The following is a 23,644-nucleotide window of genomic DNA, read 5'->3' as shown; positions in this document are numbered from 1 at the left end:
GAGGCTCCCCCTCACCCGAAATTCAAGCTGCGCTTGAATTTCGACCTCCCCCCGCAAGCGGGCGAGGTGGGCCGGAGTGCGTGTCGTCCTTGAGATCGTGCGGACGGCTCCCCACTTGAACGAGTGGCCCAACAAAGCGAGCCGCCGATCGTGGAAAGCCAGATGCATTATCTGCCGATGACACCGGGATCGTTCTCGATCCTGGTGTTCCTGGCCCTGGTGCTGGTGATCCTGATCCAGCTCCGTATTCTCCGCTATGCCTATCTGAGCCTCGGTGTCAGTCCAGGAGCTGCGTTCCTTTTGCTGTTCGGCTCGCTGATCGGCAGCTATGTCAATATTCCGATCACGGAATTGTCGGGACCGCCGGTGAGATCCGGCGAGATCGTCGACTTCTTCGGCATGCGTTATGTCGTGCCGCTGGTGACCGCGCCCAGCACGATCCTGGCCGTGAATGTCGGCGGCGCGGTGATTCCGACATTCATGTCGATCTACCTGGTCGTCAGATACGAGCTCTGGGTCAGGGCCGCGATCGGCACCGCCATCATCGCCTTCATCGTCCATTGGCTGGCGACGCCGGTGCCGGGCATCGGCATCGCCGTGCCGGTGTTCGTGCCCGTTGTCAGCGTCGCGATCATCGCGCTCCTGCTCTCGCGTATCTATGCCGCGCCGCTCGCCTATATCGCAGGTTCAGTCGGAACGCTGATCGGCGCCGATATCCTCAACCTGGACAAGATCGGCAGCCTGGGCGCGCCCATCGCCTCGATCGGCGGCGCCGGCACGTTTGATGGCGTGTTCCTGACCGGCATCCTCGCGGTGTTGCTCGCCGCCATCGTTTCACCCTCGCCGCTGCACCGCACTTCGTAGCGCGTCGCTAACCCGGCAGGAAGATCGCGAACGGTTCGTCGACGGTGCGGCGCAGATGCTCGCGATAGAGCGCGTAGTTCTCGTCATCGGGCGAGACCCGCCCGACCGAGGGATTGGCGATACTCCTGATCGGCACGAATGCGATCGGAGCTGCGATCGGCGTCAACAGCGAGCCGCGGCCGGCGAGCAGGGTGGTGATGATGCCGTACATCTCGCCGGTGTTACGCGGCCTGGACACCGTGATCAGGCGATGCTGGCCGTGCCGGTTGGTGACGAGATAGACGAAGCCGGACTGGTTGGGGACGGCGACTTCGCCGAACTGGGTGTAGGCGGCATCCAGCCGCTCGCCCTCGCGAAAAATCAGCGACGAGACGGCGTCATCCCAGGCGATCTCGGTGCGATAGGCGTAGACCGCGTCCTTGGCCCCGAACGAGGGCCGGACGGTGAGATAGGTGCCCTCGATCCACTGCACCGCCCGCCGCGAATAGGCCCCCAGCCCGTCGGGCGCGACTTCGCCATTGACCACCGGCATCGCCGGCGCCGGCTGGACCTTGCGCAAGGAGACGCCGAGTGCCTGTTCGAGCCGCACCGTGGTCTGCAGCGTGAACGGGCGGCGCCCGCCCAGCACCTTTTCCAGCGTCGACAGGCTGAGCTTGGCCTGCTCGGCCAGCGCCTGCCGCGAGATGCGCCGGCGCGCCAATTCCTCGCGGATCAGCTCCGCGATCTGCCGACTTTGTTCCTCGGAAAGCTGCTTGTCCGGCGTCGGCATCGTCACCCCATGCTGATTCACGCCAACTCTACCAGACCGTACATTTCAGCACAAAACCGCACAAAGCCGCCGACGGCGCGGCGTACGGCGCCTGCCGCGGCTGAACAATGCCGATCATTCTGCTCGCGCCTCGACGCACTTTCCCGAAGATTTTGCGTATCCAAGACGTCCCTCGGGAGAAGGAAATGACGACGTGCGATTGTATCGCGACCGGCCGCCCGCGCCTGTCGCGCAGGATGCGAATAGCGCTATTCTTTCTGGCGGAAGGCATTGTCGCGCTCATGATCGGGTTCGCAGCACTCTTTGTGAACTTCGCGCCCGCCCGGTCGGCAGAGATCAAGCCACCGGCAGCGTACATCAAGCCGGGCGATGCCCGTTCCGGGTCGCTGCTGCTGAAGACCGACGAGGGTTATGACGACGCCGTCAGGCTCGGCACGGATGTCGACCTCACGGTGTCGGGCCCCACCATCCGCGCCCGCGTCACGCAAATTTTCCGCAACCCAACCAAGGATTGGGTCGAAGCGGTCTACGTCTATCCGCTACCGACGGGCGGCGCAGTCGACACGCTGAAGATGGTGGTCGGCGATCGCATCGTGGTCGGCGACATCAAGGAGCGCCGCCAAGCGCGCGTGATCTATGAGCAGGCCAAACGGAACGGCCAGAAGGCCGCGCTGACCGAACAGGAGCGGCCGAACATCTTCACCAACTCGGTCGCCAATATCGGCCCGGGCGAGACCGTGCTGGTGCAGATCGAATATCAGGAGCCGGTGCAGCAGTCCGGCAACGAATTCTCGCTGCGCGTGCCGATGGTGGTAGCACCACGCTACAATCCCGCGCCGATCGTGCAGAGCGTCGACCTCCGCCCCGATGGCGGCGGCTGGGGTGCAACGAAGTCCGATCCCGTTCCCGATCGCGACCGCATCACGCCGACGGTGCTCGACCCGGCCAAGCATGCGCCGGTCAATCCAACCAACATCACCGTTCGCCTGCAGGCTGGCTTTCCGCTCGGCGAGGTGAAAAGCCATCATCACATCGTGAAGATCGAAGACGTCGACGATGCGACGCGGCTCATCAAGCTCGCCGAGGGGCTCGTGCCGGCGGACCGCGATTTCGAACTGACCTGGAAGCCTGCCGCCGAAAAGGCGCCATCAGTCGGCCTGTTCCGCGAGCATGTCGGCGACGCCGACTATCTGCTCGCTTTCGTCACCCCGCCTGCCGTCATTGAGGCCGAGCAGAAGCCGCGACCGCGCGAAGTGATCTTCGTCATCGACAATTCCGGCTCGATGGGCGGCACCTCGATCGTGCAGGCAAAAGCGAGCCTGATTTACGCGCTCGGACGGCTGCAGCCGAACGACCGCTTCAACGTGATCCGTTTCGACGACACCATGGACGCGCTGTTTCCATCAGCGGTGCCGGCCGACAGCGAGCATCTCGGCCGCGCCACCGCCTTCGTGAGCGCGCTGCGGGCCAATGGTGGCACGGAAATGGTGCCGGCGATGCGGGCGGCGCTGACAGACCGTTCGGATGGTGATTCCGATCATGTCCGCCAGGTCGTGTTCCTGACCGACGGCGCTGTTGGCAACGAGCAGCAATTGTTCGAGACGATCACGGCGATGCGCGGCCGCTCGCGTATCTTCATGGTTGGCATCGGCTCGGCGCCCAACACCTATCTGATGACGCGCGCCGCCGAGCTTGGCCGCGGCGCCTTTACCCACATCGGCTCCACCGACCAGGTCGAGGAGCGCATGCGCGCGCTGTTCGCCAAGCTCGAGAATCCCGCGGTGACCAATCTTTCGGCCAAATTCTCCGAGGCGCATGCCGAGATCACGCCGGCGATCCTTCCCGACCTCTATCGCGGCGAGCCGCTGGTGCTGGCGGCTAGGCTCGACAAGCTCGCAGGCTCGGTCGAGATCAAGGGCCGCATCGGCGATCGCCCCTGGCTCGTGACGCTGCCGCTGGCGAACGTCGCCGAAGGCAAGGGCCTGTCGAAGCTGTGGGCGCGGCGCAAGATCGACGATGCCGAGGTTGCGCGCACCACGCGGCAGGCGAGTCCTGACGATGCCGACAAGACCATCCTCGCACTGGCGCTCGAGCATCAGCTCGTGACCCGGCTCACCAGCCTGGTTGCGGTCGACAAGACTCCGAGCCGGCCCGATGGCGAGCCGCTGAAAGTGAGCGAATTGCCGCTCAACCTGCCCGCCGGCTGGGATTTCGCAAAGGTCTTCGGCGATGGCCCGCAATTGCCCGTGGCACCGATCGAGCGGCGCGCGGAAGGCGATGGCCGGGTGCAGCTCGCGGCCCTGAAACGCCCGGCAGTGGTGCAGGCGCCCGACACGGTCAAGCTGCCGAAGACCGCGACCGACGCCGAGTTGAAGATGATCGCGGGCGCGATCCTGCTCACGCTCAGCCTGCTCCTGTTCGCATTCATCCGGCGTCAGAACTTCGCCCACTGACGCCGAATGCCAAGAGGAGGCGCCCCCACCTCCTCTTGGCGCGCGCGGCCTCCCGTCCCGAAGGCCGCGCGCGGGACTTTATCCACACTCGTCATTGCGAGCGCAGCGAAGCAATCCATGCCACCACTTGCGGAGAGATGGATTGCTTCGTCGCTGCGCTCCTCGCAATGACGACGGAGTATCGGTCAAATGTCGCGTTTCCTTGCCCCCTTCCTCCTCGCCCTTCCCGGCCTTATCCTGTTCGGCCAGGGCGCCTACATCCACGCCAAAGCCCTCCTCGCTCAGGTCCTGCTCGAACGCGCCTTCACCAAAACCATCGCGACCGGGCATCCGACGAAACCATGGTCATGGGCCGATACCTGGCCGGTCGCACGCATCGAGGTGAAGCGGCTCGATGCCAGCACCATCGTGCTGGCGGGCTCCAGCGGTCAGGCGCTCGCCTTCGGCCCGGGCCATGTCGAACTCACACCCGACGCCGGCGAACGCGGCGTTGCCGTCTACTCCGCGCATCGCGACACCCATTTTCGTTTCCTGAAAGATGTCGTCATCGGGGACGCGATCGATATCACCCGCAGCGACGGCAAGACCTTCCGCTATCGCGCCGACAGAAGCTCCGTGGTGCGCTTCGATGCCTTCGGCATCGATCCGCTCTCGAACGAATACGAGCTGGTGCTCTCGACCTGTTGGCCATTCGACGCGCTGACATCGGGGCCGGAACGCTATCTCCTGCACGCGACGATGATCGAATCCGGCTCCTCGCGGATGACAACACCGTGAATATTGTCCGCGCGGTGGGATATCGCATCAAAGCGTAGCGGCATGCAGCCAAGGTGAGTTGCCACGCCGCGCAGGGCTCAATAGAAATAGCAAAAAAACATGGCGCACAGTGTTCGCTGCAGCGCCACAGGAAACGACAAGGCAGAGTCCATGGAAGCTCAATTCAGCCCCGCGTCTGCTCCGACTGAGAAATGGTCGCCGTCGCGTGATGCCAGCGACGTGGTCAAGCAGATTCATGCGATGCTGCACCCGCGCAACATCGTGCTGGTCGGCGCCACCGACAAGCCCGGCAATTACGCCGAGCGGATCTGGAACAACCTGATCAAATACGGATACCGCGGCGGGCTCTATCCGGTTAACGCCAAGCGCGAGACGATCTGGGGCGTCACCTGCTACAAGGATTTTGCGAGCCTCCCCGACAAGCCAGATCATGTGCTGGTGCTGGTGCCGGCGCGCTTTGCGGTGCAGGTGATCCGCGATGCGGCTGCCGCCGGCGCGCGCTCGGCGACCATCGTCACCTCCGGCTTCAGCGAGTTGCAGGACGAAGAAAGTCAACGCCTCGCGGTGGACTTGAAGAAGGCGGTGCACGAGACCGGGCTTGCCGTTACCGGACCAAATTGTCTTGGGAACCTGAGCGCCGGTGAAAACCTCTTCACCAATATCGACGACCGCATCGTCACGATGGAAGCCGGGCCGGTGGCGATCGCCGGCCAATCCGGCGCGATCGTGATGGCGATCCGCCAGACGTTGGAGGATCGTGGCGTCGGTGTCGGCTACATGGTGACGACCGGCAACGAGAGCGGGCTGACCACGCCCGACCTGATGACCTATTTCGCCACTGACCCGAGCATCCGCGTCATCGTGGTGTACCTGGAGGGCGTGCGGAACACGAAGGCGTTCCGCGATGCCTGCAAGGCCGCGCGTGCCGCCGGCAAGCCGGTGATCGCGCTCAAGCTCGGCGCCTCCGAGGGTGGCCGCGCCGCGGCGATGGCGCATACCGGCGCACTCGCCGGCTCGATCGAAACCTTTGACGCGATCTCGACCCGCGAAGGCGTGATCCGCGTCCGTGGCCTCGATGAATTGATCGAGACCACCGAATGCTTCGTGCATGCCGACCTGCCGAAGGGCAACCGGCTCGCCGCGGTATCGCTGTCCGGCGGCAAGCGCGGACTGCTGATCGATGCGTTCTATGCGGCCGGATTGAACTTCGCGCCGCTCAGCCCGAACGCGACCGAGCAACTCGCCAAGATGCTCGGTCCCGGCAGCATTGTCGGCAATCCGCTGGACGCCGGCTTTGCCGCCGTGGTCGATCCCTCCGTCTACATCAAGTCGATCAAGATCATGATCGATGACCCTGATACCGACATCGTCATCATCGACGCCGAACTGCCGAAGGCGCCGCATGAATTGCGTGAACGCAATCTTCGCATCGTCAACGAGATGGCTGCCAAGGCGGGCAAGCCCGTGATCTATATCAGCGCGATGTCGATCGGCTTCACCGAGCACACCAAGGCGCTGCGCAAGACGCTGCAGAGCGTCGCCGTGCTGCAGGGGCTCGACCGCGCGGTCGGCGCGATCAAGTCGCTGATCGAATACGCGCAGCTTCGCAAGGAAGTACCTGATATCGTCTCGAGCTCGTCAGCATCCGCGCGCGCGATGCTGGAGAAGGCGCTGAACGGCGCCAACGGCACGGCTGCGCTCGACGAGGTCGCGTCGAAGAAGCTGCTCAAGGCGTACGGCATTCCGATCTCGAAGGAGGAGATCGCGCAGACGGCAACTGAAGCTGCGACGATCGCCAGGAAGATCGGCTTCCCTGTGGTCGCCAAGGTGGTCAGCCCTGATATCCTGCACAAGTCCGATATCGGCGGCGTGGTGCTGAACCTCAACAGCGCGACCGAGGTGAAGAAGGCGTTCAACGACATCACGGCGCGGGTCAGAAAGCTGAAGAACAAGCCGAAGCTCGAGGGCATCCTGATCGCACAGCAGGTCAAGGCCGATCTGGAGCTCGTGGTCGGTGCCTCACTCGACGCCGAGATGGGCCCCGTGGTGCTGTTCGGCACCGGCGGCATCGACATCGAACTATTGAAGGACGTCGCGCTTGCCGGCGCGCCGCTCGACGCGGAAGAAGCAAAACAGCTCATCGCGAAGACAAAAGCCGGCATCAAGCTGAAGGGCTATCGCGGCAGGCCGGCACTGCACGAAGCCTCCGCCGTGAAGGCGCTGGTCGGGCTCTCCAACCTGATCGCGGATGCCGGCAACCGCATCGCCTCGATCGACATCAATCCGTTCCTGATCAACACGAAGCTGGGCGTTGCGGTGGATGCGCTGATCGTGCTGAACAACGCCGCGGCAAATAAAGCGGCGGGGCATTGATCTCTTCTCGTCATGCGCGGGCTTGACCCGCGCATCCATCGAGAAATGAGTCTTGTGGGAAGGATGGATTGCCGGGTCAAGCCCGGCAATGACGCCAGGAGCTAGAACCCCGCGCCCCACTGCCTTGCGGTCTGCAAGATCCAGTCGCGATACAGCGTCAGTGGCGTGACGCCGGTGATGCCGCCGCAGCCGGCGGCACTGTTCGGCCCCGTCGACCAGCTGATGACGCCGATGATCGCAGGCCCGGTCTGCTTATCCTCGAATACCGGGCCGCCGGAATCGCCGGTGCAGGCCCCCAGCCCGTCGTGCGCGCCCTTGGCGAGCGGATCAACTAGGCGGATCTGCAGCGTGCCCGGCTGGCCGGTCGCGATCAGGCCTGCGACGCGGACCATGCCGCCGCTTTTGCCATCGCCGCGCACGGTGACGCCGATCCCTGCGATGGTGAAGCGGCTGCCGACGACAACCGGAATGTTGGGCGCGCCGAGCGCGGCGGGCGCTTTGCCGGCGGCGGACGCGGCAAGCTGCAGCAGCGCGACGTCAGCCGTGGCGCGATGGGACGTCATGGCGTCCATCCTGAACGCGGGATGGATCGCGATGCTCTTCACATCCTTCAATTGCGGTTGCCGGTCCGGGCCATATTCGACGATCTTGTAGTCCGCGCCGGGCTGCACGCAATGCGCCGCCGTCAGCACCACCTTCGGTGCGATCAGCGCGCCGGTGCAGAAATTGCCGCGCGAGCCGACGATGGTGATGACGGAGCGGCCGACGCCTTCGGCAGACGGCACGCCGCCGCCGACAATGGCGGAGGCCGGCGTGGAGGCGAGCAGCGCGAGCGCTGCCGATATCGCGAGCAAGGCTTTCATGGGCACAGCAATAGCTTGCGCCGCGCGCATCGCCAAGCCGGCGGATTCTGGCTGGCTCCGTAAATCGATCCGTGTTAGCGGCTCGGTCAACACACATAACGGCAGGCAGCAGGAAATGATCGAGGCAGTGATCTGGGATTTCGGCGGCGTCTTGACCACCTCGCCGTTCGAGGCATTCACCCGGTTCGAGACCGAACGCGGCCTGCCCGCCGACATCGTCCGCCGCACCAACGCCGCCAACCACCTCGAAAACGCCTGGGCGAAATTCGAGCGCGCCGAGATCGATATCGAAACCTTCGATATGCTGTTCGCCGCCGAATCGCTGGCGCTCGGCGCCGAGGTGCGCGGCAGGGACGTGCTGCCGCTGCTGCAGGGCGACCTACGCCCTGAAATGGTAGAAGCGCTGAAGCGCATCAATGCCAAATTCAAGACCGGCTGCATCACCAACAATCTGCCGGCGAACGCGATCGGAAGCAGAAGCGGCCGCACACTCTATGTCGCCGAGGTGATGGCGCTGTTCGATCACGTGATCGAGTCCGCCAAGATCGGCCTGCGCAAGCCCGATCCGCGCATCTACAAGCTGATGGTAGAAACGCTGAAGGTCGATCCGAGCAATTGCGTCTATCTCGACGATCTCGGCGTCAACCTGAAGCCCGCGCGCGAAATGGGCATGACCACAATCAAGGTGGTCAGCGCGGACCAGGCGATTTCCGAGCTTGAGGCGGCAACCGGGCTGGTATTGCGCTAGGCACGGACTTCTCCCTCTCTCCGCCCTGTTCTTACGGGGGAGGGTTGGGGTGAAAGACAGCCTGCGCAAACACCGTGACAGATGGACTCGCGGAGAGTTCCCCTCACCCGAAATTCAAGCTGCGCTTGAATGTCGACCGCTCCCCGCAAGCGGAGCGAGGTGAGACCGAGCGCGCTTGCAACGCCAACGAGTCATTCGGCCTTGATCTTGGCGGCGCGGATGATGTTGCCCCAGCGTTCGGTCTCGGACTTGATGAAGGCGCGGAAGTCCTCGGGCGAACCGCCTTTGACTACGGCGCCCATCTCGCGAAGGCTGTCCTTCACCTTCTGATCGGCGAGCGCGAGATCGATTTCCTTGTTCAGCCGCGACACGATCTCCTTGGGCGTGCCGGCCGGAACCAGGAAGCCCCACCAGACGGTGGCCTCGACACCGGGGAAACCGGCCTCGGTGACGGTCGGGACATCCGGCAACAGCACCCGTCGCTCGCGCGAGCTGACGGCGACGGGACGGAGCTGGTTGGCGCGGATCTGCGGCATGCCCTGCACGGGATCGACGAACATGAAGGAGACGCGGCCGGCTATGATATCGACCATCGCCTGCGCGCCGCCCTTGTACGGCACATGCAGCGCCTGGATGCCGGTCACCTGCTTGAAGATCTCCGCCGCAAGATGGCCCGAGGTGCCGGTGCCGGCGGAGGCAAAGGTGAGCTTGTCCGGCGTCGCCTTGGCCATGTCGACGAGGTCCTTGACCGTCTTGGCCACGAATTGCGGCTGCACCACCAGGATCAACGGCGAATAGCCGACCAGGGCGACCGGCTCCAGGTCCTTCTCCGCGTTGAACGGCATGCTGTCGAACAATGCTTCATTGGTCGCGAGGTTGTTGGCAGCGATCAAGACGTTGTAGCCGTCGGGATCGGACTTGGCGACGAAGCCGGTCGCGATATTGCCGCGCCGGTTCACGGCAACTCCCACATGCTGATGCAGGACAAGAACAATCTGCAGGTCGCCGACTGGCTGATCGACTGGCTCGCGACGCACGTCGAGAAGCGCGCCGCGAAATGACGCTCGCTTTAGAGGAGAAAGGGCATCGCTTTTTCCCGCACAAAGTGACGTAAGGCTCGGCGCGGCTATGCCAATTGTTGCGGGCTCAGGCTGCCGAGCCACATGCGGGCCGAGTGGATGTTGTGAAAGTCCTTGATCGCAATTTCCCGAGCCAGCTTCGAATGAATGCTTCCGATCGAGACCTTGCCGAAGAATGTCAGCGACACGGCAGTGGCAACGGCCTTGAGACCCGCCGCGCGCGCCCGCGGCAGCCAATTTTCCACGATCCACTTCTGATCTTCCGCGTGGACGATCGACAGGTCCGAATCATCGCCCAGGATCCTGTCGGCGGCATGCTGCGTGAGCATGCCAAGGATGATCTCATGAACGAAGCGAAGCTGGGCGCTGGTCGCGTATTTCCGCCACACCACTGCGATGCAGGGTATGCTTTCGTCATATGAGAGCGAACAAATCGGGTTGTCGTGCGGACTGTTCAACAAGTGGATCCCATCGATGGATTCGGTTTCGATGATCCGCTTCAGCTCCGCCAGCGCGCCCATTCTGTCCCTCTTCTGTCGGCTGCGTTCCCACGCGAGACAGCGGCATACTAGCGATCTGCCGGGGCATTTGGAACACCGTGCAGAGCGATCATGGTCGCGGCGTGCTGCGGTTCCATCTGCCGCATGTCGGGCACACGCTGCAGGCTTTCGATCATCGCCCGTGCGATCTCGCGCTCGCCCATGATGACGGTATCGGCGCCCAGTCGCGTGAGATGATCGACCTCGGCATCCGAATGGGCGCGGGCAATGATCCGGATTTGTGGATTGGCGACGCGCGCCTGCTGAACGATCTGTCCGGCTTCGAACGCTTCGGGAATCGCGACCACCAGATATCGGGCGGCGGACGGATTGGCGGCGGCGAGCACGTCGGCGCGGACCGCATTGCCCATGATCGCCTCGATATTGTTCTGCTTGAGCCCGGCGACGACCGCATCGGCATCTTCGATGACGAGGAACGGCTGGCCCGCCTCCTTCATGGCACTGCCGACGATGTTCCCGACCCTGCCGTAGCCGACCAGGATCGCGTGATCGGTCAGGCTCGTGACCGGGATCGGTTCGCGGGCGGCAGGAGCGGCTGTCTCCCCCGATGACCGGTCCCGATCATGGCGCGCTATCAGCCAGTCCACGCCTGCGAAGATCAGCGGATTGAGCATGATCGAGAGGATCGCTCCGGCCAGGATCAGGTCGCGACCTTCCTTGGGAAGCAGATTGGTTACAACGCCGATCTCCGCCAGGATGAAGGAGAACTCACCGATCTGGGCAAGACTGGCCGAGATCGTCAACGCCGTAGAGACCGGGTGCCGGAACGCCAGCACGATCAGGAAGGCTGCTACCGACTTGCCGATGGTGATGATGAAGAGCGTGGCGATCAGCGGCCACGGCTCGCGGATTACGCTCATCGGATCGAACAGCATGCCGACGGAAACGAAGAACAGCACCGCAAAAGCGTCCCGCAGCGGCAGCGACTCCTGCGCGGCGCGCTGGCTGAGCGGGGATTCCGTCAGCATCATCCCGGCGAAGAAGGCGCCGAGCGCGAGCGAAACGTCGAACAGCTTGGTCGCACCGAATGCAACGCCGAGCGCGATCGCCAGCACGGCGAGCCGGAACAGCTCGCGGGAGCCGGTGTGCGCAACATAGTGGAGGATCCAGGGGATGAGCCTGCGCCCCACCACCAGCATCAGGGCGATGAACAGGCCGACCTTGGCGACTGTGAGCAACAATGTGCCCGTGAGTCCAAGACCAAGGCGCGCCGCGAGCGGACCGGCGGTCTGCGCATCGCCGTTGCCACCGAGCACGCTCGCAAGCGCGGGCAGCAGCACGAGCGCGAGCACCATCGCCAGATCTTCGACAATCAGCCAGCCGACGGCGATCTTGCCGCGATCGGTATCCATCAACCGCCGCTCTTGCATCGCGCGAAGCAGCACGACGGTGCTGGCGACCGACAATGCCAGCCCGAACACGAGGCCCGCTCCAACTGACCATTCCATGGCCAGGGCGAGTCCGAGCCCCATCAGCGTCGCGACGGCGATCTGGACGACGGCACCGGGCAGCGCGATGGCGCGGACAGACAGGAGATCGTTGAGAGAGAAGTGCAGGCCCACCCCGAACATCAGCAGGATGATGCCTAGTTCCGCCAGCTCCGTTGCCAGCGACTGGTCCGCCACGAAGCCGGGCGTAAACGGACCGGCCGCAACTCCCGCGAGCAGATAGCCAACCAATGGTGGAAGTCGGAACCGCTGGGCGAGGGCACCGAACACAAAAGCGAGCCCAAGCCCTGCGACAATGGTCGCGATAAGTGGCGTATCATGCAGCATTTTGGGCTTTTCGCACAATCTGCCGCCGATGTCTCGCGGACCATTTGTGGCGGCGTGTCGCACGTGCTGCTCGTGTTGATTGGCCCCGTAGCCCGGGTGGAGCGCAGCGCAACCCGGGACCTCTGCATCAACGTTTACGAGCGTCCCGGGTTACGCTGACGCTCCACCCGGGCTACATACCACCCCGATGGAAACCGATGCGCAGTCCCTCAGGATCGAAGTCGAACATGCCGGCGCGGTCTCGGCGCTGCTGCTTCGTCCGCCGCAGGCGCGCGCCACTTACGTGTTTGCCCACGGTGCCGGTGCCGGCATGACGCATGCCTCGATGGAGGCGATTGCCGCAGGCCTTGCCGCGCGCGGCATCGCGACGTTGCGTTACCAGTTCCCCTACATGGAGAAAGGCAGCAAGCGCCCCGATCCGCCCGCGATTGCGCATGCCACCGTGCGCGCCGCGGTGGCGGAAGCTGCAGAGCGGTGCGCCGGGCTGCCGATCTTTGCCGGCGGTAAATCCTTCGGCGGACGGATGACCTCGCAGGCTCAGGCAATCAAGCCGCTTGCCGGTGTGCGCGGCCTGGTGTTTCTCGCCTTCCCGCTGCATACAGCCGGAAAGCCATCCACCGAGCGGGCAAAGCATCTCGCGGATATCAAAATCCCGATGCTGTTCCTGCAGGGCACGCGCGATGCGTTGGCGGAATTGAAGCTGCTCGAGCCGGTGGTCAAGGAGCTCGGATCATTGGCGACGCTGCATCTGGTGAAGGAAGCCGATCATTCCTTCCATGTGCTGGTCCGTTCAGGCCGCAACGACCGCGAGGTGATGGACGAGGTGCTCGATGCATTCGCAGCGTGGGTGGATTCGGTCCTTTGAAGGCGCCTTCCGTTCAGTGAGCGCTCCCCTCACGCCTCTCCCAGATCGATCTGCGTCAATATCCCCTGCCGCAGCGCCAGCCGTACCAGCTCGATATCCGAGCCGACGCCGAGCTTGTCCTTGATGAGGGAGTGCAGGTTCGCCACCGTCTTGGGACTGATGTGAAGCGCCGCGGCAATTTCCTCGGTCGTCCTCTCGGCCAGCAGCATGCGCAGCACTTCGAATTCGCGCGCGGAGAGAACATCCGCGGCAGCGGCTTCGCCAGCAAGCCGGCTGAGCGCCAGTTCATGGTCGATGTCAGGACTGATGGCGATCTTTCCGGCCAGAACGTCCATCACGGCGTGCACCAGCGTCTCGGGCGGGCTTGTCTTGGTGACATAGCCGCTGGCGCCGGCACGGATCGCCTGCACCGCGAAGGCCGCGTTCTGGTGCATCGTGAACACGAGGATCCTGGCGCGCTTGTCCCATTGCCGGATGCGCCTGATTGCTTCGATGCCGCCGATGCCGGGCATGCTCAGATCCATGATGACCAGGTCGGGCTCGGTGGCCTTGAACAGCCGATAGGCCTCGGCGCCATCGGAGGCTTCGGCAACGACGCGCAATCCCGGCTGCTTCTGCAGCACCGAGCGATAGCCCTCGCGAACGACGGCGTGATCGTCGACCAGCATGATGGCGTGGCCGCTGCCATTCATGCCGCACGCTCCAGGCTGGCGCCATGCTGTCCGGACGGCGCGACGGGAATAACGACGCGCAAGGCGGAGCCGCCGTTTTGCCCGGCTTCAAAGCTCAGCCGCCCTCCGAGGGCGGCGACGCGCTCGCGCATCCCGAGCAAACCCATTCCGGATTTGACGGCGGGATCGCCGAGCCGGCCATCATCCTCGATGTCGAGCTCGATTGTAGCGCCCTCATTCGAGGGAGCCTCCGCCTCACGCATGCTCAGTCGTAGCATGACCCGCGTCGCGCCCGCATGCTTGGCCGCGTTGGTGAGCGCTTCCTGCACGATGCGGTAGAGATTGGCGCTGACCGCCGCAGGCGTATTCTCCAACCGACCGAAAAAAATGATTTCGAAGCGGGGCTGTCCCCGGCTGCGCCCGTTCCAGCCGGCGACCAGACCTTCCAGGCTTGCCGCCAGTCCAAGTTCCTCGACGTCGGGCGGACGCAATCTGAACAGCGCGCCGCGCAGGGTCTCCATCATGTCGGTCGCAATGCGCGCAATGCCGTCGCATTCGGCGAGCATGGCGGGACAATCCTGTCCCGCGGTATGGCGGGCCGATGCCGCCAGCGCGCGGATCGCGGCGAGCGACTGCCCGAATTCATCGTGCAACTCCCGCGCCAGATGTCGGCGCTCCTCGTCCTGCAGCGCGATCAGCCTGCGGGTCAATTCGCTGCGCTCGGACAGCGCCGTGCCGAGGCTCTCCGCGAGGTGATTGAACACGTCGCGGATGGTCGAAAGCTCGGCAAGATCGAACGGCGGCAGGCGCGCGGTGAGGTCGCCTGCGGCGATCCGCTCGAGACCGCTCCGGATCAACCGCGTCGGACGCAGCGCGCGTGCAAGGGCCGCATAGACCAGCGCGCACAATAACGGCAGCGCGAGCGCGAGCACGGTCATCAGACGGCCCGCTTCGTGCCAGGCCCCGGCCGTGAGCACGGCCGGATCAACCCAGACGACGGCTTCGCCGATGATGGCGCCGCGAGACATCACGGGCCGCGTGGCCTCGCGGCCGGGATCGAACAGGCTGCGATAGAACGCAGCGAATATTTGTGGCGGAGCGCTGTCCTCGTTCGGCGCGCCGCCGCAGAAGCGCTGCCGGATATCGCCATCGCTGGCGCGAAACGCAAGACAGAGACCGGGCGTTATGACCGCCGTCGCGACATTGTCGAGGTCGGGAAATTCGGGCCGCGGATTGTTCACCCACTGGATCTTGTTTTGCTGCAGCTCCAGCGTCTTTGCCGCGACGTCGGCGATCGCATTGGTCCTGGCCCGCACGGACCTATCGGCGTCGATGAGGAAATAGGCCGAGATGGCCGCAAAGCAGAGGGCAGATACGGCTGCAACGCGCAGCATCAACCGTACCTTCAGATCGCTCCTGTGGTCCCACATCTTGCGGATCCCCCTCGCGCGGACAACTTTGGACTCCCGCTCTACGAGCGGGACCCATACATTTAACGGCAGAATGCAAGCGGCGGAAAGCGCTGCTCGCAACCCGAGAATGACGTCGTGAAGTTTTCCCGGTTACCGTCGGGAGGGCTCAGCTTCAGCGGTGGGCCTGGTCGGCATAGCCTGGACGCCCGCATGATCACTGAAAGGTCCGCCGATGCGCCGATCCCGTCTTGGTTTGCTCACCGTTGCCGTGCTTGGGCTCTTGCTGGGGTTCGGTTCCGCCAATGCCGATACCGGAGCGCCCGCAGCCCGGACTCTGGGCGTCACGATTGAAGACTTCGGCTATCTCGACACCTCGGGCGAGCCTATCGATCAGACCGCCGCCCATCAAAAGCGCGTGCAGGCGTTCATGGCCGGGCTGAGACGCGACGTCGAGGCGGACGGACACTACCGCCTCGTCCCGCCCTCGACGGACGATCGGGCGACGTCCGCCGAGCGCATGCAGGCCGCGGCGCAAGGCGGCGCCAACGTCCTGATCACAGGCGCGGTGCAGAAGATGAGCACCCTGGTCCAGTTCGCAAGCGCGGCGGTCATCGACGTCGGCACCAACCGTATCCTGTTCGAAAGGCGCTACACGTTTCGGGGCGACAATGACGAGGCGTGGGATCGCGCCGAGACCTTCCTGTCCCGCGACATTCGTGCGGCACTTGCGGCGCAGCTAGCTGCATCTGCGGCAATTGCGTCTGCGCCTATCGCGCTTGCGGTGTTCGACTTCGAGCTGGAAGATACCACTGCCGCCGCTCAGGCAAGCGGTGTCGCGGCTTCGGATGCGGCACAATTGGCCGATGCCACCAATGGCGTTCGCGAACTGCTCGCGCAATCGGGCCGCTACCGGGTGATCGAGAGCAGCGGCACGAACGCGGAAGCGGTCAAGACGCATACGCTGCGCGACTGCGGCGGCTGCGAAGCCGGCATCGCCCTGAAACTCGGCGCGGATCAATCGCTGATCGGCGTGGTGCGGCGGGTCAGCCGCACCGAATACACGATCGGATTTCAAGTCCGCGACATCAGGACCGGCGCCGTCGTTTCGCGGGCCGACAGCGGGCTTCGCATGGGCGCCGACTATTCGTGGCGGCGGGGCGCCGTGCGCCTGGTCAAGGATCACCTGCTCGAGAGGCAGGCTCAGCAGTAAGCGGCTGCACACGACGCGCCACCTCGGAGCGCCGGCCGGCGGCGGCCCGAACAACCGCGTTGGCAACAGCAGTGATGTCAGAGCATGTTGCCGATGATCTTCGTCATCTCGGCCGCCGAATACGCCCGCAGTGTCTCGCTGCGAACATTGCCGAGGGCGCCAAGGCTGAGACTGAGCGACATGGCGGACGACTCATCCGGCGCCTCGAGGAAGGTCACGACGTCATATCGCCCCTGGGTCCAGCAGATCTCCTTCACCGTCACGCCGAACGTCTTCGCCATTTCCTTGAAAGCTTCCGCTCGCTTCGGAGAGTCCTTGGCGTTGCGGATTCCCTGATCGGTGAACTTCGCCAACACGACATAAGTTACCATGGCCGTCCTCCCTAGGTTAGGACCCTGTGCAACTTGGCATGAGGAAGTCGCGCTGAGCATGCCACAGCGGCCCGCAAGCGGCCACAGGCTCCTTGAGGAAGGTCATGGGACGTGACCAATTTTGCCAGGCGGCTTCAATTTGGCTACGATGACGCCATGGCACCGACAAGAATCCTGATCGTCAATCCCAACACCACCGTCACGATGACCGAGACCATCGCCGCCGCGGCGCGCGCGGTGGCATCTCCCGGCACTGAGATTGCTGCCGTGACCTCGGCGATGGGACCGGTCTCGATCGAAGGATATTACGACGAGGCCTTCGCGGTCCCCGGCTTGATCCAGGCGCTACTCGGCGCGCAGCACGCTGATGCCGGCATCATCGCCTGCTTCGACGACACCGGATTGGATGCGGCGCGATCGGCGGCGCCATTCCCGGTGGTCGGCATTTGCGAGGCGGCGCTGGTCACCGCCGGCCAACTCGCAAAGCGCATCGCGATCGTCACCACGCTGCCGCGCTCGGTCGTGCCGCTGCAAGAGCTGGTGCGCCGCTATGGATTTGCCGAACGGGTCTCGGTGACAGCATGCAACGTCGCGGTGCTCGATCTGGAAAAACCGGGCTCGGGCGCGGAGGAAAAGCTTCGCGCCGAGATCGAGCAGGCGCTGGACCGCGGCGCGGAGGCGATCGTGCTGGGCTGCGCAGGCATGGCCGATCTTGCGGCCGCACTGTCGCAGAAATTCGGCGTCCCCGTCATCGATGGCGTGGCCGCCGCGGTGAAGCAGGCCGAGGCGCTGGTCGGCCTCAAGCTCACGACCTCGCGCCGCGGCGCCTACGCGCTTCCAGCCGCGAAGGGCTACATGGGCCTACTCAAACAATTCGCGCCGAAGGGTGTGTGAGCCCGTCATTGCGAGGAGCGACAGCGACGAAGCAATCCATATCTCCGCAAGCGGCACCATGGATTGCTTCGCTTCGCTCGCAATGACGGAAAGAGTGTCTACGCTGCTGGCGGCGCGCCGTAGATGCGGTCGCGCAAGCGGCGCATGCCGGCGAGCCAGCGGTCACGATTGGACGCTTTTCGCTGTATGTACTCCTGCACCTGCGGGTGCGAGAGGATCAGGAAGCGTTCTTCCGCCATCGCCTCGATCACGATGCGCGCGACTTCGGCCGGCTGCATGACGCCATCGACCCGCGCCGCGCTCGGGCCCGGCGTGGTCATGCCCGTCTGCACCGATTGCGGGCACAGCACGGAGACGCGGATGCCGCGGTCGCTATACTGGATGGCAAGATGCTCGGCGAGCGCGACCGCGGCATTCTTGGTCACGCCATACGGCATCGAGTTCAGCGACGCCAAGAGACCCGCGGCGGACGCCGTGTTGAGCAGATAGCCGGAGCCGCGCGCGAGCATGCCGGGCACCAGCGCCCGCGCCGCGAACACGTGGCTCATCACGTGCACGCGCCAGCTCACATCCCAGTCAGCATCGGAGGCGGTCTCCTGTCCCTTGCGCGACAGCCCGGCATTGGAGAAGAAGATGTCGACCGGACCATATTTGGCTTCCGCCGCCGCGACCAGCGCCTTGATGTCCTCTTCCAGCCCGACATCGGCGGTCACCGCCAGCCCGTCGATATCGCCGGCGACGCTCGCGAGCCGCTCGCGCGTGGTCTTGAGATCGGCGACGACAACGCCGCGGGCCCCAGCCTCAGCATAGGCCCGCGCCACGGCCTCGCCGATACCGCCAGCCGCTCCGGTCACGACGCAGACTTTGTCTTTCACATGCACGACGGAGCACTCCCTCTTCGGTTTGACTCCATCTTTTCGCCACCTAGCGGGGCTGGCAACCGCTTTCTGGATGGCGCTTCTAGCGCTTCGGTTCTGATTGAATCAGAACCGAAACGCTAGATTCTTGTTTTGACGCGTCTTCTTCACGCGAACCGGTGCCCACTTCGCTCGAAAACACTCTAGTCCCGATTCGGACGCAATCGGGACCCGCGGAACCGCCCATCCATGGCTTGACTCGGGTTTGAAATCTGATTTCATATATGCAAATAAGAAGACATATATGAAATGAGGAAACCATGGCCGTCCTGCCCGAAGCTGCCATCAACCACTACCGTGAGCACGGCTACTACGCGCCGATCAGGGTCCTGTCGGCGGGCGAGGTCGAAGGCATTCGCACGAAACTGGAGGCGCATGAGGCCGCGTACGGCCTGCTCAAGGGATCGATGCGCCACAAGAGCCATCTGCTGTTCACTTGGCTTGATGGCCTGATCCGCCATCCGGCCATTCTCGATGCAGTCGAAAGCGTGATCGGCCCCGACATCCTCTGCTGGAGTTCCACCTTCTTCATCAAGGAGGCCCGCGATCCCGGCTTCGTCTCCTGGCATCAGGACTCGACCTATTGGGGACTCGACCCCGCCGATATCGTCACCGCATGGGTCGCGCTGTCCGAAAGCACCGCCGAGAATGGCGCCATGCGCGTCATTCCCGATACCCAGACGCTGGAGCAGGTCGCCCACCGCGACACCTTTGCGACCGACAACCTGCTGACGCGCGGGCAGGAGATCGCGGTCGACGTCGATGAGAGCAAGGCGGTGATGCTGCAGCTTCAGCCCGGCGAGATGTCGCTGCATCACGTCCGCCTGATCCATGGCAGCGACCCGAACCCATCGGGCAAGCGCCGGATCGGCTTTGCCATCCGCTATCTGCCGACCCATGTGCGGCAGGTGGTGGGAACGAACGACAGCGCCACGCTGGTGCGTGGCGTCGATCGCTACAGCAACTTCGCGCCGGAATATGCTCCGGAGAGCGACCTGTCCGAGGCCGCGATAGCCTTCCACGCCCACGTCATGGGCGACCAGCAGAAGGTCTTGATGCGGAACACGCAAGCGAGCGCCATGCGATGAGCATGCCGCCGATGGAGAGCAAGCCCAGATGACCGACCTGATTACCGATCCCAACGATCCCCGGCGCCGTATGTTCGGCGATTACCGGTTGAAGCCGAACAGCGGGGTCAATCCACCCTACTCGCCGGCCTATCCCGTGGAGTGGGGCTGCACGTTGCGGACGGTCGAGATCATGACGCGCGTCGCGCCGGGCAAGGTGGCGAGCCTGCTTGCGGATACCCCATTCGAGATCGCGAGCGACCGCGTCGCTTTCCGTTTCATGGTGTCGCCGGGCCATTCGCTGGCGGTGCATGCCGGGCAGATGTTCGATCTGATGATCACCGTTCCCGTGCGCTACAAGGGCCTGTTCACCGAGACGCATATCTTCATGTATTGCAGCGACCCGATGGGGATCTGCGCCGGCCGTGAGGTCTTCGGCTACACCAAGAAGGATGCGCACTACACCTTCAATGAGCAGCCGGACGGCTCGATCAACGGATCGGTCAGGCGGCGCGGCATTGCGCTGGCGGACTTTTCCTTCACACCCGATCCGAAGGCGCCGGTCGTCCGCATCGTCGACGGCAACGAGCTGCCCGCCGGCGAAATCCATGTCCGCCGCCTGCCGCATCCGGAGCGCCTGGAGACGGCCTATGCCGACATCGCTTATCGCCGCACGCCGCTGAAATATTCCGCGCCGCTGCCCGGCCGCGCCTCGATGACGCTGCACGCGAGCGAATACGACCCGATCGCGGATCTCAAGCCGGAAATCCTGGGCGCGCAATTCATGGTGTCCGAGGTCTATGGCGGCGGTTTCGAGGTCGAAGACCGGCGGCTGATCGAGCGCCTGATTCCGTAAACGACAACATCGACCCGCGCGCCAAGCACGCGCGGGCGCAACCATCCGTGCGAGAGCGCGGACCACACAAGGGAGGGTTTTGGATATGATAAAGTCTATTTCGTTGAACCGCCGCCGGCTGATGGCCGGCCTTGGCGGCATGGCATTGGGCCTTGCCAGCTTCGGCGTAGAGGCACAGGAGCCCGGGCCGCTTCGGCTCGGCGTGCTTACGGATATGTCGAGCCTCTATGCCGATGTCACCGGACCCGGATCGCTGCTGGCGGCGAAGATGGCGGTGGAGGATTTTCAGGCCTCGCCGCACAAGATGACCAGGCCGATCGAAGTCATTAGCGGCGACCACATGAACAAGGCCGATCTCGCCGCCAACATCGCGCGCGAATGGATCGACCGCAACAAGGTCGACGCCATCATCGACGCGCCGAATTCCTCGGTGGCGCTCGCGGTGCGCAACGTCGTGCAGCAGAACAACAAGACGCTCCTGGTGTCGGGCGCGTCCTCGTCCGATCTCACCGGCAAATCATGCTCGCCAAATCTTGTGCACTGGACCTACGACACCTACGCGCTGTCGTCCGGCGCCGCGCGGGCGGTCGTTGGCAGCGGTGGCAAGACCTGGTTCACGCTGACCGCCGATTACGCGTTCGGGCACGCGATGGAGGCGGACATCAAGAACGTCGTGCAGAAACTCGGCGGCAATGTCGTCGGCGGCGTGCGCACGCCGATCAACAGCCAGGATTTCTCCTCCTTCCTCTTGCAGGCGCAGAGCTCGAAGGCAGAGGTCATCGCCCTGATCAATGCCGGCGGCGACACCATCAATTCGATCAAGCAATCGGTCGAGTTCGGCATCCCGCAGGGCGGCCAGCGCGTGGTCGCGACCGTGCTCTATCTTAGTGACGTGCATTCGCTGGGGCTGAAGACGGCGCAGGGCCTGCAGTTCACCGAATCCTTCTACTGGGATCTCAACGACGATACCCGCGCCTGGGCCAAGCGCTTCGCGCCGCGCAACGGCGACCGCTATCCGACCGCGCTGCAAGCCGGTGTCTATGCCGCCACGCTGCACTACCTCAAGGCCGTCGACGCGCTTGGTGCGTCCAGCGACGGCAAGGCAGTTGTGCAGGAGATGAAGAAGCTGCCGACCGACGATCCCCTGTTCGGCAAGGGCAGCGTTCGCGCCGATGGCCGCAAGCTGCACAACATGTATCTGTTCGAGGTCAAGAAGCCGGAAGAATCCAAATATCCCTGGGACTATTACAAGCTGATCAAGACCATTCCGCCGAGCGAAGCGTGGCGGCCGCTGGAGGAAGGCGGCTGTGACTTCCTGAAATCATGAAGGGCGACGTAGCGCTCGTCACCGGTGGCGGTGGCGACATCGGGCGGGCGATCGCGGTCGCGCTGGCCCGGACCGCCCCGGCCGTCGCGATCGTCGATATCGATGAGGCGGCGGCCGCGGCGACGGCGCGCCTGGTTGAAGCGGCCGGCGCCAAGGCGCTGGCCGTCCGCGCCGACGTCTCCAGCGCGCCGGAGACGTTGGCGTTTATCGAAACGATCGAGCAGAAGCTGGGTCCGATCGGCATCTTCGCCAACAATGCCGGGATCGAGGGCGTGGTCGCACCGCTGCACGAATACCCTGACGACACGTTCGACCGGCTGATGCAGGTCAATGTCAAGGGCGTCTTCCTCGGTCTCAAATACGTGCTGGCGAAGATGAGGCCGCGCGGCCGGGGCGCGATCGTCAACACCGCATCGACCTCGGCGATCCGTGGCCGTGCGGGGCTCGCCGGCTATGTGGCGTCCAAGCATGCGGTGCTCGGCCTGACCCGCACCGCGGCGCTGGAAGTGACGGGAACGAAGATCAGGGTCAACGCGATCCTGCCGGGGCCGATCGAGTCGCGGATGATCCAGGAGCTCGAGGACCAGGCGCGCGAGCGGTCCGTCACGCCACGCCGCAGCGGTGGTGCGCCGTACGGGAAGCCGGAGAATATCGCCGATGTCGTCGCGTTTCTTGCCTCCGACGCCGCCGCGCATGTCAACGGCGCCGCCTGGGTCGTCGATGGCGGCATGACGGTAGGTTAGAGACCCTCCCTTCACCTCTCCCGCTTGCGGGAGAGGTCGGATCGCATCGTCAGATGCGATCCGGTTGAGGGCTCTGTCCACACGAAGAGTCTCGCCTCGCGGAGACACCCCCACCCCGGCCCTCCCCCGCAAGCGGGAGAGGGAGCACACCTCGACCGTGCCTGCCACTCGACTTCTAAGGCACGCCGCCGATCTTCTCCGACACGATCTTCGCGGCGGCGCGCAACTCGGTGGCGATGGTGGCGGCTTCGCCGGCGGAGATGCGGCCCTCTCGCACCAAGGGCACGGTCAGCGCAGCGACCGCGCGGCCCGACGCTTCCACGATCGGGCAGCTATAGGCGAGGATACGCGTATAGCCGTCGTCGTTGGAGAAATTGCCGCCCTCCGCCGAGATTCGGTCGAGCGCCGCGAGCGCCTTCTTGCCGCTGATGCGATCATTGGCGGCGATGACTTCCGCAAGCTCCTCGCGCCGGCCTTCGAGCTGGAACGCCGCCAGCACCATCGCGGACGCGTATTGCTGGGTCAGTGGAAACACGGCGCCGACCTTGACCGACCAGCCCATCAGCCATTCCGGCTCGATCCGCGCGATCACCATGAACTGCTCGCCGTGCAGCACGGTGAGATGGCAGGACAACCGCACCCGGCCGGCAAGCTGCTCCATCACGGGCAGCGCGGCCTTCAATAGCCGCTCCGCCGGCGGGAATTGCGAGGCGATCCGGAACAGTTTCAGCGTCAGCGTGTATTCACCCGTCGCCGGATCGCGCGTGACATAGCCGCGGCGCTCCAGCGCCACCAGCATGCGGAAGATCTCGCCGACGGAGCGGCCGACCCGCTCGGCCAACTGCTTCTGGCTGAGACCGCGCGCCTCAGCCGACAGCGCTTCCAGAAGATCCAGCCCCTTTTCAAGGGCGGGAGCGCCCGGTTGCACATTCTTCGTCTTCTTCATCCGTGAAGCCTTGGGACATGCCGGCACATCATCTCCCTGCCGCAGGCGGCAGGGAACGAAGCCTGGATGTACCTGATCACCCGCGCGACGAAAAGTTATCTGCG

At 64.5% G+C, this 23,644-nt stretch carries 22 protein-coding genes; 12 read left to right on the top strand and 10 right to left on the bottom strand.

What is annotated here, in order from left to right:
* Window positions 1-150: 150 nt before the first annotated feature.
* Window positions 151-864, top strand: a complete 714-nt coding sequence (locus tag ACZIRK_RS24270; RefSeq protein WP_130228115.1) for a DUF1614 domain-containing protein — start codon at window positions 151-153, stop codon at window positions 862-864.
* Between the two features lie 7 nt (window positions 865-871).
* On the opposite strand, the gene ACZIRK_RS24265 is transcribed toward ACZIRK_RS24270, so the two are convergent.
* Entirely contained in the window at window positions 872-1,633 is a 762-nt protein-coding gene (locus tag ACZIRK_RS24265; RefSeq protein ID WP_130228129.1) for a helix-turn-helix domain-containing protein, read from the bottom strand.
* A gap of 185 nt (window positions 1,634-1,818) precedes the next feature.
* Between ACZIRK_RS24265 and ACZIRK_RS24260 the strand changes: the two genes are divergently transcribed.
* The 3 genes from ACZIRK_RS24260 (at window position 1,819) to ACZIRK_RS24250 (ending at window position 7,236) form a co-directional block, all read left to right on the top strand.
* Window positions 1,819-4,086 carry a marine proteobacterial sortase target protein gene (locus tag ACZIRK_RS24260; RefSeq protein WP_463328228.1) on the top strand — a complete coding sequence of 756 codons (2,268 nt, stop codon included), beginning with the start codon at window positions 1,819-1,821 and terminating at the stop codon, window positions 4,084-4,086.
* Between the two features lie 189 nt (window positions 4,087-4,275).
* On the top strand, window positions 4,276-4,863 hold the full coding sequence (locus ACZIRK_RS24255; RefSeq protein ID WP_130228117.1) for a class GN sortase: 588 nt from the start codon (window positions 4,276-4,278) through the stop codon (window positions 4,861-4,863).
* A 150-nt stretch (window positions 4,864-5,013) separates the two neighbouring features.
* The gene (locus tag ACZIRK_RS24250; protein WP_130228118.1) at window positions 5,014-7,236 is read left to right on the top strand and encodes an acetate--CoA ligase family protein; all 2,223 of its coding nucleotides are present in this window, start codon (window positions 5,014-5,016) and stop codon (window positions 7,234-7,236) included.
* A 101-nt stretch (window positions 7,237-7,337) separates the two neighbouring features.
* Here the strand turns inward: ACZIRK_RS24250 and ACZIRK_RS24245 are convergent, their stop codons facing one another.
* Window positions 7,338-8,099, bottom strand: coding sequence for a S1 family peptidase (locus ACZIRK_RS24245; protein WP_165435397.1), 762 nt, complete (start codon window positions 8,097-8,099; stop codon window positions 7,338-7,340).
* Window positions 8,100-8,214: 115 nt separating this feature from the next.
* Between ACZIRK_RS24245 and ACZIRK_RS24240 the strand changes: the two genes are divergently transcribed.
* On the top strand, window positions 8,215-8,847 hold the full coding sequence (locus ACZIRK_RS24240; RefSeq protein ID WP_028167274.1) for an HAD-IA family hydrolase: 633 nt from the start codon (window positions 8,215-8,217) through the stop codon (window positions 8,845-8,847).
* Window positions 8,848-9,038: 191 nt separating this feature from the next.
* Here ACZIRK_RS24240 and ACZIRK_RS24235 read toward each other — a convergent pair whose 3' ends face one another.
* The 3 genes from ACZIRK_RS24235 to ybaL all read right to left on the bottom strand — a co-directional run bounded on the left by ACZIRK_RS24235 (window position 9,039) and on the right by ybaL (window position 12,261).
* Window positions 9,039-9,806 carry a tripartite tricarboxylate transporter substrate-binding protein gene (locus ACZIRK_RS24235; protein WP_463328227.1) on the bottom strand — a complete coding sequence of 256 codons (768 nt, stop codon included), beginning with the start codon at window positions 9,804-9,806 and terminating at the stop codon, window positions 9,039-9,041.
* 167 nt (window positions 9,807-9,973) lie between these two features.
* A complete protein-coding gene (locus ACZIRK_RS24230) occupies window positions 9,974-10,447 on the bottom strand; it encodes a hypothetical protein (RefSeq protein ID WP_463328226.1) in 474 nt (157 codons plus the stop codon).
* Between the two features lie 47 nt (window positions 10,448-10,494).
* Window positions 10,495-12,261 carry a YbaL family putative K(+) efflux transporter gene (gene ybaL / locus ACZIRK_RS24225; protein ID WP_130228121.1) on the bottom strand — a complete coding sequence of 589 codons (1,767 nt, stop codon included), beginning with the start codon at window positions 12,259-12,261 and terminating at the stop codon, window positions 10,495-10,497.
* 187 nt (window positions 12,262-12,448) lie between these two features.
* Between ybaL and ACZIRK_RS24220 the strand changes: the two genes are divergently transcribed.
* Entirely contained in the window at window positions 12,449-13,126 is a 678-nt protein-coding gene (locus ACZIRK_RS24220) for an alpha/beta hydrolase family protein (protein WP_130228122.1), read from the top strand.
* Between the two features lie 29 nt (window positions 13,127-13,155).
* Here the strand turns inward: ACZIRK_RS24220 and ACZIRK_RS24215 are convergent, their stop codons facing one another.
* Together ACZIRK_RS24215 and ACZIRK_RS24210 are read right to left on the bottom strand one after the other, a co-directional pair.
* Window positions 13,156-13,818 (bottom strand): response regulator, encoded by a 663-nt coding sequence (locus tag ACZIRK_RS24215; protein ID WP_130228123.1) that lies wholly within the window; start codon window positions 13,816-13,818, stop codon window positions 13,156-13,158.
* Complete coding sequence (locus ACZIRK_RS24210) at window positions 13,815-15,227, bottom strand: HAMP domain-containing sensor histidine kinase (RefSeq protein WP_130228124.1); 1,413 nt, start codon at window positions 15,225-15,227, stop codon at window positions 13,815-13,817. The genes ACZIRK_RS24215 and ACZIRK_RS24210 overlap by 4 nt, the downstream gene beginning before the upstream one ends.
* Before the next feature lie 214 nt (window positions 15,228-15,441).
* Here ACZIRK_RS24210 and ACZIRK_RS24205 point away from each other — a divergent pair, with 214 nt between their 5' ends.
* Complete coding sequence (locus ACZIRK_RS24205) at window positions 15,442-16,419, top strand: DUF3280 domain-containing protein (RefSeq protein ID WP_130228125.1); 978 nt, start codon at window positions 15,442-15,444, stop codon at window positions 16,417-16,419.
* A gap of 77 nt (window positions 16,420-16,496) precedes the next feature.
* Here ACZIRK_RS24205 and ACZIRK_RS24200 read toward each other — a convergent pair whose 3' ends face one another.
* The gene (locus tag ACZIRK_RS24200; protein WP_028168477.1) at window positions 16,497-16,790 is read right to left on the bottom strand and encodes a GYD domain-containing protein; all 294 of its coding nucleotides are present in this window, start codon (window positions 16,788-16,790) and stop codon (window positions 16,497-16,499) included.
* 156 nt (window positions 16,791-16,946) lie between these two features.
* Between ACZIRK_RS24200 and ACZIRK_RS24195 the strand changes: the two genes are divergently transcribed.
* Complete coding sequence (locus tag ACZIRK_RS24195) at window positions 16,947-17,684, top strand: aspartate/glutamate racemase family protein (RefSeq protein WP_130228126.1); 738 nt, start codon at window positions 16,947-16,949, stop codon at window positions 17,682-17,684.
* A gap of 98 nt (window positions 17,685-17,782) precedes the next feature.
* Here the strand turns inward: ACZIRK_RS24195 and ACZIRK_RS24190 are convergent, their stop codons facing one another.
* Window positions 17,783-18,565, bottom strand: a complete 783-nt coding sequence (locus ACZIRK_RS24190; RefSeq protein ID WP_130228127.1) for an SDR family oxidoreductase — start codon at window positions 18,563-18,565, stop codon at window positions 17,783-17,785.
* Between the two features lie 296 nt (window positions 18,566-18,861).
* On the opposite strand from ACZIRK_RS24190, the gene ACZIRK_RS24185 reads away from it, so the two are divergent.
* The 4 genes from ACZIRK_RS24185 to ACZIRK_RS24170 all read left to right on the top strand — a co-directional run bounded on the left by ACZIRK_RS24185 (window position 18,862) and on the right by ACZIRK_RS24170 (window position 22,594).
* The gene (locus ACZIRK_RS24185) at window positions 18,862-19,689 is read left to right on the top strand and encodes a phytanoyl-CoA dioxygenase family protein (RefSeq protein WP_130228128.1); all 828 of its coding nucleotides are present in this window, start codon (window positions 18,862-18,864) and stop codon (window positions 19,687-19,689) included.
* A 28-nt stretch (window positions 19,690-19,717) separates the two neighbouring features.
* On the top strand, window positions 19,718-20,524 hold the full coding sequence (locus tag ACZIRK_RS24180; protein WP_207231086.1) for an acetoacetate decarboxylase family protein: 807 nt from the start codon (window positions 19,718-19,720) through the stop codon (window positions 20,522-20,524).
* Between the two features lie 85 nt (window positions 20,525-20,609).
* On the top strand, window positions 20,610-21,851 hold the full coding sequence (locus ACZIRK_RS24175; RefSeq protein ID WP_409334827.1) for an ABC transporter substrate-binding protein: 1,242 nt from the start codon (window positions 20,610-20,612) through the stop codon (window positions 21,849-21,851).
* On the top strand, window positions 21,848-22,594 hold the full coding sequence (locus ACZIRK_RS24170) for an SDR family NAD(P)-dependent oxidoreductase (protein WP_463328225.1): 747 nt from the start codon (window positions 21,848-21,850) through the stop codon (window positions 22,592-22,594). Before ACZIRK_RS24175 ends, ACZIRK_RS24170 begins: the two co-directional genes overlap by 4 nt.
* 175 nt (window positions 22,595-22,769) lie before the next feature.
* Here ACZIRK_RS24170 and ACZIRK_RS24165 read toward each other — a convergent pair whose 3' ends face one another.
* Window positions 22,770-23,540 (bottom strand): IclR family transcriptional regulator, encoded by a 771-nt coding sequence (locus tag ACZIRK_RS24165; RefSeq protein ID WP_130229551.1) that lies wholly within the window; start codon window positions 23,538-23,540, stop codon window positions 22,770-22,772.
* Window positions 23,541-23,644: the final 104 nt, after the last annotated feature.

Source organism: Bradyrhizobium sp. Leo114 (assembly GCF_055229415.2).
The sequence above is the reverse complement of the archived record's forward strand: the minus strand, read 5'-3'. Positions and strand labels throughout refer to the sequence as shown.